This window comes from Blastocatellia bacterium (genome assembly GCA_016713405.1).
Lineage (GTDB): Bacteria > Acidobacteriota > Blastocatellia > Chloracidobacteriales > JADJPF01 > JADJPF01.
This window is the reverse complement of record JADJPF010000022.1, coordinates 400,435-413,612: the sequence shown is the minus strand read 5'-3', so window position 1 is coordinate 413,612 and position 13,178 is coordinate 400,435. Positions and strand designations below refer to the sequence as shown.

11 protein-coding genes are annotated in these 13,178 nt (G+C 34.3%); all 11 read right to left on the bottom strand.

Annotated features, from left to right (window positions below):
* Window positions 1-26 precede the first annotated feature (26 nt).
* Complete coding sequence (locus IPK14_23265) at window positions 27-614, bottom strand: NUDIX hydrolase (protein ID MBK7996190.1); 588 nt, start codon at window positions 612-614, stop codon at window positions 27-29.
* Window positions 615-626: 12 nt separating this feature from the next.
* Window positions 627-1,142 carry a hypothetical protein gene (locus tag IPK14_23260; GenBank protein MBK7996189.1) on the bottom strand — a complete coding sequence of 172 codons (516 nt, stop codon included), beginning with the start codon at window positions 1,140-1,142 and terminating at the stop codon, window positions 627-629.
* Window positions 1,143-1,407: 265 nt separating this feature from the next.
* Window positions 1,408-2,034 (bottom strand): hypothetical protein, encoded by a 627-nt coding sequence (locus IPK14_23255; protein MBK7996188.1) that lies wholly within the window; start codon window positions 2,032-2,034, stop codon window positions 1,408-1,410.
* Between the two features lie 229 nt (window positions 2,035-2,263).
* Window positions 2,264-2,890: a hypothetical protein gene (locus tag IPK14_23250; protein ID MBK7996187.1), complete on the bottom strand. Its 627-nt coding sequence runs from the start codon at window positions 2,888-2,890 to the stop codon at window positions 2,264-2,266.
* Between the two features lie 21 nt (window positions 2,891-2,911).
* Window positions 2,912-3,142: a hypothetical protein gene (locus IPK14_23245; protein ID MBK7996186.1), complete on the bottom strand. Its 231-nt coding sequence runs from the start codon at window positions 3,140-3,142 to the stop codon at window positions 2,912-2,914.
* Window positions 3,143-3,389: 247 nt separating this feature from the next.
* Window positions 3,390-4,196 (bottom strand): SDR family oxidoreductase, encoded by an 807-nt coding sequence (locus tag IPK14_23240; protein ID MBK7996185.1) that lies wholly within the window; start codon window positions 4,194-4,196, stop codon window positions 3,390-3,392.
* Between the two features lie 33 nt (window positions 4,197-4,229).
* Window positions 4,230-4,934, bottom strand: a complete 705-nt coding sequence (locus IPK14_23235) for a helix-turn-helix domain-containing protein (protein ID MBK7996184.1) — start codon at window positions 4,932-4,934, stop codon at window positions 4,230-4,232.
* 244 nt (window positions 4,935-5,178) lie between these two features.
* A complete protein-coding gene (locus IPK14_23230; protein ID MBK7996183.1) occupies window positions 5,179-7,323 on the bottom strand; it encodes a TonB-dependent receptor in 2,145 nt (714 codons plus the stop codon).
* A 64-nt stretch (window positions 7,324-7,387) separates the two neighbouring features.
* A complete protein-coding gene (locus IPK14_23225) occupies window positions 7,388-7,954 on the bottom strand; it encodes a carboxypeptidase regulatory-like domain-containing protein (GenBank protein ID MBK7996182.1) in 567 nt (188 codons plus the stop codon).
* 601 nt (window positions 7,955-8,555) lie between these two features.
* On the bottom strand, window positions 8,556-11,390 hold the full coding sequence (locus tag IPK14_23220) for an insulinase family protein (GenBank protein ID MBK7996181.1): 2,835 nt from the start codon (window positions 11,388-11,390) through the stop codon (window positions 8,556-8,558).
* A gap of 91 nt (window positions 11,391-11,481) precedes the next feature.
* Complete coding sequence (locus tag IPK14_23215; protein ID MBK7996180.1) at window positions 11,482-13,101, bottom strand: formate--tetrahydrofolate ligase; 1,620 nt, start codon at window positions 13,099-13,101, stop codon at window positions 11,482-11,484.
* Window positions 13,102-13,178 lie beyond the last annotated feature (77 nt).

Below are 13,178 nucleotides of genomic sequence, written 5' to 3'. Positions count from 1 at the left end.
AAACACTTATAAATATTTAAGTTATGTTAACTAGTATGAAATTCTCTATCATACAAATAATCTAAAATGTCATAAAACCAGTCTGTATCTGTATCATCATTTAAGGCTTGGATCTTGATTTCATCATTAACTAGATTCCAGCTTGCAACTGTAGCTAACTCATTATCTGGCGGGCAGTTAGGATAAGCTGTAAAAATATCTGCATAAGCTGTAATTTTGCCACTTTGAACATCTGCCATAGCTTGACTACCTTGTAATAAATTTGCCGTGATAGTCGAAATTATTGTAGATAAACTAGCAACCTTAAAATACACCCCATAATATGTAGCACTAGCAGTTAGATATTTTTCAAAAAATGTATCTGTATAATTGTTAGTTAAATCATAATTTGTTTCTTCCTTAAACTCTCTAATTGCTCCTGCTGTAGTGTCTTCATTTGTATTTAATGCCCCTCCAGGGAAAGCAAATTTCCCCCCTCCATTTAATGGTTGGCCTGCTGTAACAATATTTCCACTACTATTTCCATCAGAGAAAAAATAGCCGCTAGCATTTTTTGTAAAAGCAGCAAAATTTCCTGTACTGTCGTAAATAATTGCATATACATAATCCGCCATTTTAATTACCTCCTAAAACATTTCTACATTTATTAAATGAAAACTAAATGGTTTACTTTCCGGGCCAAAACCCCCTCCAGCTAGTATTAGCTCGGCTTTTTTTACACCTATTAAATAAAATTGTTGGAACCTAGTGTTTAATTCTATATCTGATAAAAGAAGTATTTCGCCTTCTTGAACTTTCGGCAAAATCCCAACCCAAAGAATATACTTAAATTGGAAAAATGTTTTTTCCTGTGGTATTAGCGAAGGATGACGACTAAGAAGCTTGTCACTACGAAAAATATTAACGTTATAAGCCCCTTGATTTAATGTGTTTTCTACTTGTATTTCTAAAGGATGAGTACCTAAACCAGACTCAATAAATTTTGTTTGTTTAGTGTCCTGGACTATTTTATATAAATAGCCTGGCCGGATTTTAATTTGTGGTTTATGGTTGCCATAATAATCACTAACGGAAGCAAATAATTTATGAGAAAAATTTATTTCACAGTTATGGTCATAACCTAATTGATTAATTACATACAAGGCAATAACAGAGTTATCTTGTTGACCTGAAGCACAATTTTTTTGAATAAAATTATGTTTTGTGGTCTAGGACTATCAGATAAATTAATTATTTTTAATTGTGTATCTAATATCAAGACACCCTCACAACTTCTTATCTTTTTAACTAAGCATAACTAATTGATTTATAATAATTTAGACTTCTATTTAGCAATTTAGTAAGTGATATAAAAGGTTAGGCATCATATTATTAATACCTAACCTTCCCAAATTTTGTTTACTTGCTTTATAAGTTACGTACATTCATAAGCTTAAAGGTATAAGGTTTTGAAGTAGAACCAGCACCGCCACCAGTCATAACAATGTCTGCTGAGGCAACACCTAAGAGAGAAATTTCTGTGTTTATAGTAGAAAGAATAGCTGAATTCATTACTTCACCTTCTTCTATTTCTGCTGCAACTCCAATCCAAATTGTAGGCTTAAATTGAAATACTGCTTTTTCTAAAGGCACGACATTAGTTTTTGTTGCTAGTATTTTTCCATCGCGGTAAACACAAGCGTTTATGCTGCCTTGAGTTAAACTATTACGTACTTCAACATCTTTAACACTAGCAGAAGGAGTATCAGCTAGTTGTAAAATGTCTCCTGAACGATCTAAAACAACTTCAAAAGCTTGACCAGGGTAAGCAAGTAGTTGTGGGGTAAAATTACCATAACTATCACTTGCACTAACTTTCATATCTAAAGGATAACTAAATGGATGATTATCACCTACACCACAGTTTTGAATTACAGTCCAAGCTACTGCTAATTCATCATAACCAGTAGATACATTTTTTTGGAAAATAACAATTTGGCTGTTATTTGAATCATTTGAATTATTGATAAAGTTTAATTTGACGACTGTTCCCATAAAAAATACCTCACTTTAATTTTAATCTTTGCTAAACAAAGAAATAGATTTTTGGCTATCCAAATTATTTGGTAATGCTTAAAAATAGCGACAAAAGTTTCCTCTTAAGAGCTTAAATAACTCTTGAGTTTCTAACTGAAAACTTAAAATATTTAAGTTGCTAGTTTATTAAACTAGTAATAGATATTTGTAGATCTCTAACTACTATAAGTAGTGTATATTTGAACTACTATAAGTAGTGTACATTAGTTAGAATAAAGCTATATGGATGAGAAGAAATACCTGCTCCGCCGCCTCTCATTTCAATATCTGCTTCAGCAATACCTAATAAACAGATTTCTGTATTAATACAAGAAAGCACAGCAGAATTCATTTTTCCTCCTAGCTGGACTTCTGAAGCAATACCAATCCAAAGGGTTGGTTCAAACTGAAATACAGCTTTTTCTTTTGGTACAACATTATTCTTCATAGCTAACAATTTGTTATTACGATAAACTCCAACATTAATGCTACCTCGTGCTAAGGTATTTAAGACTTCTATTTCTTGCGAGTTTGCTGCTGGAGCGTGAGACGGTCTTATAACATAACCAGAATGACTAAGTTTGACTTCAAAAGCTTGTCCTGGGCTAGCTAAAAGCTTACGAGTGTGATTACCATAGCTATCTATAGCATTTACTGTTACATCCCAGGGATAATCAAAAGGATGTGTGCTACCTACACCACAGTTTTCAATTGTCTTCCAAGCTACTGCTAATTCATCATAACTGGTAGCAACATTTTTTTGAAAAATTACTATTTTACTGTTGTTAAAATCATGTGAGAAATTAACAAAATTTAATTTAGTTACTACTCCCATAAAATACTCCATAGCAAAAAGTTAATCAGATCCAACTACATGGTAACCTTGGAAATGTGGACTAAAGGCTTGTTCTAAATCATCGCCTGTAACACCAGCAGCATTAGAAGTGTAAGTAGTTTTATCAGCCGTCCAATTCATTGTTACAGCCCAAGCAGCATGTGCTTGATTAACATCATCCATTGCTGATTGAGCAGATAATTGACCCGGCCCTGTATCTGGCTTATTTCCATAAACTTGACAAGTTGGCATTTTCCCTCCTAATAGATTTAATAATTCCTAAGTAACACACGCTATCTTTCTACTAATATTTTTAAGCCCAGTTAGACTTATTTTCTATTAGCTTTTATTGCTTTCATTAAGTAAGGCGATTTATTTTTTGATAAGACGACAATAAACCTGGAAAAATTTTTAGGAGATTTTTGTAGGATATTTCCTTGAGGAAGAGAAATCTCTTCCTCTTAATATAGAAATAATTTTGGAAAAGTTAAAAAGCAGGTTAAAACCCAAACATTTTTTTCATTCCAGCACTAGAAACGCTTGTGCCGCCCAAACTCCAGCCACCATCAACTGGCAATACTACCCCAGTTACATAGGATGCCATTGGACTTGCAAGCCAAAGACAGGCATTAGCAATGTCTTCTTTAGTACCAAAACGAGCTAAAGGAACTGAATCTATTACAAGTTCGCGCATTTGTTTTGTTTTAGCTAATCTATTCATTCCTTCAGTATCATCAATTGGCCCTGGAGAAATAGAATTTACTCTTATTCCCATTGCTCCCCATTCCATTGCTGCAACACGAGTTATCATATCTACACCAGCTTTAGCAGCACAAACATGCATTTGAAATTCCATTGGATTATAAGACTGTGGGGCTGAAATATTGATTACACAGGCACCTGGCTTTCTTAAATATTCAAATGCAGAATGTAAAACATGAAAAGTTCCCATTACATCAATATCTATTACAGACTTAAAGCCATTTGGGGACATTCCCATTGCTGGAGCAGGAAAATTGCCAGCAGCACCAGAAATTAATATATCTATTAAGCCTAGTTGCTCATGAGTTTGTTTTAGTGTTTCCAGTGTTTTTGCATAATCTCGAACATCTGTAGCAAAACCAATAGCTTGATTACCATAGCTTTTTAATGTTTCAACCGCTGCATTAACCTTATCTTGAGAGCGAGAAATAACTGATAATTTTGCTCCTGCTTGGGCAAAAGCATGAGCAATTCCTAAATTAATACCGCTAGTTCCACCAGCAACAAAGACAACTTTGTCCCAAAAATCAAATGTGCTTGACATAAAATTCCCTTCGATAAAATTAAACTATTATTTTTAGAGGCTCTTATCTTCCACGTCGATAAGTATTTTCATATTGTGGTGGTTGGTAAGGATATCACATTTTTCTTCTAGAAAAACAAGTCTTTTTTCTAGTTTATTAACTCGTTGCCACATTTTATCCATCTCATTAACATCTGCAAACTTGCCCTTAAGATTAGCTTCTATTTGGTATTGTGCTTTAATAAGGTTTTGATATTGTGGCTGTGGGAGTTTTTGATTTTGTTCTTGGAGTCTATTTTGTTCTAAAACTTTATTTTGTTCTAAAGTTTTATTTTGTTCTAAAACTTTATTTTCTTTATTTTCCTTGTTTTCCTGTGGCTTACTTTGATTTTGTAGTAAGGTTTCAGCTAATTCTTTTACTAATGTTTGTTGCTGTTTACCTAATTCAACAGCCAACTCTCTTTTCCAATCACCATTAAAATTACCTCTCTCTATTCTGTTATCATCCTTAAAGTATTCTGGATAATGACTTCTTAGAACATAGATTTTAGCAATAGCCTGGCCGCTAGGGTCGCTTTCTCCACTTTCCCAGCGTCTATAGCTACGATCTGTAGTGTTTAACAAAACAGCCATATCTGTTGCAGCTAAGCCTAGTCTTTTTCTAGTTTCTTCTAATAGTTTTGTAAGATTTTCACTTTCAATAGGTTTTATTTCTATTTTATTTTCAGCAGGTAGTTTTTTTACTTTCGCGTTTTTCATGGGATTAACTCTTATTAGACAATAATGTCTAACACTTAGTATTTTACTGTCTCCTTGTTTTAATGTATTTATTTGATAAATTGATCTGTTAAGATTGTTGATTTTCTAATTTGATACTAATTGAGACATTTTTGTCAACTAGTTTAAACAAAGTTTTTAATTTTTGGACATTCTTAAAAAGCTAAAACCCTCATTACACTGGGCAATGAGGGTTATTTTGTATTTTTAGCTTATTACTAGCTGACTAGAAACGAAACTGATAACGAGTAGCAAAATTTACACCTGGGTTATCTGTTCCTGAACCGTGAACACGATAATTTTTATCTAAAACATTTTCTAGGATAAAAATAAACTCAGAATTTTCATTTACTCTAAAACCTGCGCGGAAATTAAGCGTAGCATAACCTGGTGTAGTTAAGAAAAATGGCGCACTCATAATATTGCTACCACCTAGAACCCGGTTTTGAACTTGAGTTAAAGTTTCACCTGTAGCAATTAAAACATCATCTGCTGTTCCCATACGACCATCAGCACCGGCTCCAACTAAACCACGCGCTCTAGCACCATTATTAAAGAAAGTAGCAATATTGGCACGGCTACGAGTAGCTCCTTGACGCTGATCATTAAGATCTGTTGAGGAAAGACGATCTTGTTTACCTGCTAGTGTTGAATACATTTCCACCCAATAACGTTTGCCAGCAGGCTGATATTTAACACTTAAAAATCCACCTGAAGGAGGCAATCCTCCTTCAAAATCAGGTGCATCAGTTGCTTTTTGAATCAAAACTACTCCGGCTGGAGGTGCTGCTAGAGGAATAGGGTTTTTATCTCTACTACGCAAGTAAAAACCATTAGCTTGTATAGAAAAATCCTGATTAAGTTTTACTCTAGTTGAAGCTTCAATGCCTGAAAATCTTACTTCTCCACCGTTAACACGAGCAATAACAGGTTGTGAAGAACCTGCAACAAAAATCACACCTGTAGAGGATTGAGAAACAATGGTTTGACCAGCAATAGTTTTACCAATAGCATTTCCAGACACAACTAAAGCTCGTACAACTGTTACATCTTCTAAATCAGATACAAACCCACCAAAAGAAGCTTCAACTTTATCAGTTTTAATCTTAAAGCCGCCCTCATAGTTCATAACTGTTTCTGGAGAAAGGCTAGAAACTCTAACGCCTGTTGTACGGGCTGTTGCACCTGCACCGCTACCTACTTCTGCGCCAACTTCGGCTGCTTGTGCAGCAGTAACACTAAATCCATTTGAAGTAATTCCCACACCGCCTAGATCATTGACATTAGGAGTGCGAAAACCACGATTAATATTTGTATAGAGTGAAAGCCAAGGACGGGGATTAACTGATACTCCAATATTAAAAGTAACATCATCTTGACGAGTAGAAACATCTAGCCCTACAGGACGATTATTAATAATTGGATCATCTTTAGCACGAGTCTTAAATTGAGTAGCACCATAACGAATACCGCCAATTAACCGCAATTTTCTAGGGATAAGGTCAAAAGTATCCTCAGCATAAAAACCAAAGGTTTTATAACGAGCATCATTTGGAAAACGCCCACGAGCAACCGCTGAATTACCTGTTACAGGACTTGTTGTAAAAGCAACTGAGTCAACATATTCATCATAAAGATCTGCACCAAGTATGATTATATTATTTTTGCCTGTGTGAGTAGACGCTACTAAGTTATAACCAAAAGCGTCTGTTTTATTAAATTCTGAAGTTATTGTGCCTCTTGGATCACCATTTCCACCTTGAGATTGGCGATCATCACGTTGACGATTAAGAGAAAATGTTCCTGTTATAGTATCAAAAAATCCTACAGCTTGTTTTTGATAACGAGTGTAAAAGAAATCAAATGTTTGTGGGTCAAAACCTTGGATTAAATTCCCATTTCCACCATTTAATTGGTCATAACGTCGGGTATTTTGCAAATCATTTCTTAGGTAAACTGCTGTAATTTGTTGGTCTAGTGTGGGTTTAATAGACAGTCTAGCCTCACCACCATATTGAGTAAAACCTGTGTCTTGAAGTCTATCGCCTAAAACTTTAGAAGAAATGCCTAAAAATCTAGTTACAGCAGAGTGAGAGTCAATTCCTCCGCCTGCTCTTAAGTCATTTATTCTACTAAAAAACCCGGCAGTAGTAAGATTAAATTTTTGATTACCGATTCCTACCTTAAAGCTTGGCCCACCGCTAACATCGGCTGATCCAAATTGTAGTCCAAATTGACCATGAATTTCTGTTCCTTGACGAGCAAAAAACGGTGATTCAGCTAAAACATTAATTGTTCCGCCTAATCCATCACTACCATATTGAACTGAGGCTGGCCCGCGTACTAGTTCTACTGTTCCAGCAGTTTGCAAGGGAACATTAGCTAAATATTGAGTTGGGCCAGGTCGGAAAGTTGCATTGTTATAGCGAACACCGTCAACTAAAGCAACTACGTTGACCTGTTAAACCACGCATAAAGACTGAACCTTGGCTAGCTGTGGTTTGTTGGACGTGTATTCCTGGTTCTTCTCTTAAAGCTTGTGGCAACATAGCAACTGGACGACGGCGCATTTCTTCTGCTGAAGCTGTAGAAATTGCTCTTGGGTACTCAAAAATTTCTAATGCTTCACCTGCACTAGCTGTTACTGTAACTTGATCTTCAACAGGTGAGGCAGAAACTTGGACATTAAGATCAACTTCAGGATTATCATTTAAGTTTACAGCTAAACGCTGTTGTGACCATCCCTTAGCATCAACTTGTAAAACATAGTTTCCCGTTAATACTCCTAATTCAAATGTCCCATCACTATTTACTGTTGTTTGCGCAACTTGTGTTCCTTTTGCAGTTGATAAAATTAAAGTAGCTTCTGTAATTGGACTACCTGAAGGATCAACAAGCTTACCTTTTAATTTAGCTTCTTGTTGTACAGCATAAACCATTGCAGGAATTAAAATTATACATAGAAGATTTGTTATTAATCTTGCTAAATACCGACTAACCATAATTGCTAGCTCCTCATTTTATATGAAGTAAGTTTTTTATTATTAAGATTTTATGATTTTTTTGGAGTAAAATGAAAATCACTTTCATTTTCCACAAAGAAATCAAATGATGCCTAGAGGAGAAAAATTTGTCAAGTAATTTGGCCTATTGTTTGAAAATAAAAGTGACTTTCGTTATCTTTAAATAGGTATAAAAGTTATGCAGGAATTAACTACGTGTATAGTGATTATGGTTAGCAAACTCTTTGAATTGGTTGGAAGCGATTGCAAGACCTTTGTTACTTTGCAATTGCTCTTTTCCTTTAATCTTAAAAACGCCCTTTCAAGGCTTAAGAATTAAAAATATTAAGTTACTTTGTTTACGCTGCAATTAATACTCTGTAAACTAAATTTACTGATATTTTAATCTTAAGCCCCAACGGGGTGACATAGTCTTTTCTTAACATTAAAAAACTATGCCCGCCCCGTTGGGGCTTTTGGGAATGCCTGATTATTATACCTAGGGTTTCAACCCTAGACCACATATCTTTCGCCCCGTTGGAGCTTTAAGAAATAAAAATTTCAGATTACTTAGTTTACGCTGTATTAAGTACAGTGTAAATTATTGTTCTGGGTTCATGGTAAAAATAACTCGGTTATCTAGCTTCATATACTTTTGAGCAATTTCTTTAAGCTTTTCGCTAGATAATTCTTCGATTTTTTTACTAAAATTCGCTTGAGTTAATTCTTGAGGATCTTCTTTATCTTGATAAACAGATTGTAGCAAATTAACCCAATAGAAATTTTCCTTTTGGTTTCTTTCTAAGTCTCTTCTTTGAGCTTCTTTAATCTTATTTAGGTCTTCAGCACTAAAGCCATTTTCTTGGACTTTTTTGATTTCTTCATAAGCGGCATTTACAAGCTTTTGAACATTATCAGGGGAACAAGTAAACCTAATTGAGATTGAAGCACTAGGATGAGGATATTTTTCAATACCAGCATTTGCGCTAGTACCATAAACTCCACCTTTTTCTTCCCGCAGGTTTTCAATTAACTTAATACTTAAACCTTGAGCTAGAGAGCGAATAAATCTTTCATCTTTTTTATCTGCTAGGTCATTAGCAAAAATCATTGTTACTATACTCTTAGGATCTTTACCTTTTTTGATTTCTTTCTCAATGACCCCTTTTGGTGGTCGGACACCTAAATCTTTATAGGACTCAGTGCGATTTTTAGCAGGTAAACTTCCAAGGTAAGTTTCTAGTAAAGGTTTAGCTGTTTTAGCATCAATATTACCAACAAAAATAAAATTAAAATCGCTAGCATCAGCAAATCTATCTTGGTAGATTTTATAGACACTATCAAGATTAATTTTTTCTAGGTCATCTGGGCCAAAACCTGCAAGTGCTTTGGCACGAGCATTATCTTGAGCTAATAATACACCTAGCTGACGAGAATAAAAGCTTTCTGGGTTAGCAAAAAGATTAGCCAATATGGTCTTAAATTTAACCATTAAAGAATCAAAGTCTTCTTTGCTCTTACGAGGGGCTGTAAAGTATAAATTTGTGAGTTGGAGCATGGTTTCAAAGTCTTTAGGGGAACTGCTACCAAAAAACCCTTCGCTATTTCGGTTAATGTAAGGTGCTACAAAAACGTTTTTTCCACTAAGGACTTTTTGTAAATCAATGGGTGAAAAATTAGCAAGCCCTGAGCTATTAACAATTTGTGAAGCAAATTGAGCAGAAAAATCATCTGCTTCTTCTACTAAAGAAGAGCCTCCAAAGCTAAAGGCTGACATTCTTATTTCATCATTCTTAAAGTCAGTAGATTTAATAGCTACTTTTATACCATTAGAAAGAACAAATTCTGTTGCTCCTAATGCTTCTATATTTGTTTCTTTAGTAACTTTGCCTGCTGTTGGTGTGCTAGCCATTAAAGGTTGTGCTATTTCTTTGAAAGCATAAGCCTCGGTTTTTAGTTCAGATGCTTCTTTTAGTAAATTGCGAATATTGCCTTCTGTTACAGCTTTTAACTCATCTTTTTCTGGGCCAGTTATAGCAATAACTAAATTTTCATCTTTAACCCATTTTTTAATCAATGGATTAATTTCTTCTACTTTAATAGTAGGTAATACTTTGCTAACAAATTCATAATCCCACTCTATACTTGAACTAGGATCACCAGATAAAAAGCTTTGTACATAACCACCAATATAACGGCTTGATTCGGTTTTATCTCGGTCGTTATAGTCTGACTCATAGAAGTTAAGTAATTGTTTTTTATAGTTTTCTAGTTCTCCACTAGTAAAACCATTATCAATAACACGTTTGTTTTCTGCCAAAATGGTTTTTAGTGCTAATTCTACTTTTTTCTCACTAGTAGAACTAAAAAGGGTATAAGCATTTTTTGTACGTAAAAACCCACCATAACCAGCAGAAGCAAAGTTATAAGGTGGGTCAGCTTTTTGGGAAATTTCTCTTAAACGAAGGTTAAGCATTCCTGAAAACAATTGATAAAGTAAATCTCGGCGAGCATCAGCATAAGTTAAAGTTCTTTCAGCAGGTTGCTTAAAGATAATTTGCATTTGGGTAAAATTAGCTTCTTTATCTGTAGCAGTAACAACTAAGGTTTCTTTGTGGTCTGGGATTTCAGCATTTTTTCTTTCTCTTGGTTTTTCTACAGGTACTAAACGGCTAAAATGTTCCTTAATTTTGGCTTCCATTTCTACTGGGTCAATATCGCCTACAACCATAACAGCCATTAAATCTGGACGATACCAATCACGGTAAAAACGTCTTGCAGCATCGTGTTTAAAGTTTTGTAAAATCTCAACTTTACCTATAGGTAATCTTTCGGCATAACGAGAACCCTTAAAAATAACAGGGAAAGTTTTATCCCTAATTCTTTGTTGTGCGCCTAGTCCGGTACGCCACTCTTCAATAACTACACCACGTTCTTTGTCAATTTCTTCGCCTTCAAAACTAACATTGTGGGCCCAGTCTTCTAAAATTTGAAAACCTTTATCTAAAATATCTTGTTTATCTGACGGAATTGGAAGGATATAAACCGTTTCATCAAAAGAAGTATAGGCGTTAAGGTGTGCGCCAAACTTTACTCCAACAGATTGTAAATAATTTACAAGCTCGTTTTTCTTAAAGTTTTTTGTACCATTAAAGCACATATGTTCAACAAAATGAGCAATTCCTAGCTGATCGTCATCTTCTTGTAAAGAGCCAGCATTAACAACTAAGCGAATTTCAACACGTTTTTCTGGTTTAGCATTTTTCTGAATATAATATTTTAATCCATTAGGCAATGTTCCAATTTTTACCTTTGGATTCATTGGAATGGATTGGTTAAGGTTTTTTATGTCTACTTCTTGAGCTTTTGTTACGCTAACAAATAGCACTAATAGAAGTAACAGAGAAAAAACTCTTATTCTCCTAAATCGTTGCATAAAGATCTTTCCTTTATAATTTTTGATTTTTTTAGCTGAGTGCTGTAAGTATAACGTAGTGATTTGCAACTAGATGCAAATTTTTCCGCAATTAAAAAATTATTTGCCCTTCATCAGTTACATCCATTTTTGTTGCTTGAGATAACTTTGGTAGCCCTGGCATTAACATCATATTTCCTGCTATAGCCACAACAAAGCCTGCTCCAGCCGATAATTGAGCATCTGTTATATTTAATATCCAACCCTTTGGCGCACCAAATAATTTAGCATTATCAGACAAAGAATATTGTGTTTTAGCAATACAAATAGGTAAATTACTAAAACCTAATTCAGCAAATTTTTTAAGCTTTTTACTAGCAATAGTAGTTAATTCTACATTGCTAGCACCATAAATTTCTTTAGCAATTATCTGAATTTTTTCAAATAAGCTAAGTTCACTAGGGTATAAACTATTAATTTTACTTAAATCTGTTTTGCTAGCTGCATCAATAACTTTACTTGCTAAATCTAAAGCACCTTCTCCACCTTGATTAAAAACATTTACTATAGAAACAGGAATTTTTATTTCTTGACAAAATTCTATTAATTTATTTAGCTCTGATTCTTTATCATCAGGAAATCGATTAACTGCTACTACTACTGATAAATTAAATTTCCTTAAGTTTTCTATATGTTTAGTTAAATTGCTAAACCCTTCTGTTTCATAGGTGTTAGTGTTTTGATTATTTTGGTTATCTTGAGCTAGAACTGCTTTAGCTGTAACAACTAAAACTGCTGCTGAAGGTTTTAAGTCAGACTGTCTCATTACAATATTTAAGTATTTTTCAGCCCCTAAATCAGCAGCAAAACCACATTCATTAACAACATAATCTGCAAGTTTTAATGCCATTTTTTGAGCTAAAATACTGCTAGTTCCATGAGCAATATTAGCAAAAGGGCCAGCATGAATAATTGCAGGAGTATTTTCAGAAGTTTGTACTAGATTAGGTAAAATTGCATCATTTAGTAAGACCATTAATGCACCTGTAATGCCTAGTTGAGCGACTGTTACAGCCTTTCCATTTAAGTCTAAAGCTAGAACAATTTCATTTAATCTATTACGAAGGTCTGCTTGTGAATTAGCTAGAGCTAAAATAGCCATTATTTCTGATGCAGCAGTGATAACAAAACCGCTTTCTCTAGGAATACCGTTTGCACTACCGCCTAAGCCTACAATGATATGTCGTAATACTCGGTCGTTCATATCAAGGGCGCGAGGCCAAAAACAGTTATTTATATCTATATTTAAGTTATTTCCATGATAGATATGTGAATCAAGACTAGCTGATATTAAATTATGAGCCGAAGTTATAGCGTGAAAATCACCTGTAAAGTGTAAGTTAATCTTTTCATTTGGAAGAACTTGTGACTTTCCTCCACCTGTTGCACCTCCCTTTATTCCAAATAAAGGCCCTAGAGAAGGCTCGCGTAAAGTAACAATTGAATGTTTGCCTAGTTTTGCTATTGCCTGTGCTAAACCTATAGAAACAACTGTCTTACCTTCTCCTTGTTTAGTTGGAGTCATTGCTGTAACTAAAATTATTTTGCCATCCTTGTTTTTTTCTTTATCTGCCAACAAAGACAGCTTTAATTTAGCTATGTGTTTTCCATAATAATCTAAATAATTTTGATTAATTGCTAGTTTTTCTGCTATTTCTGATATTGGTAACATATTAGATTTACTTAACTTTGTAAGATAAAAAATGCTTATTGATTATAGCAGTTAAAGAAATTAAACAAAGTGGGGAA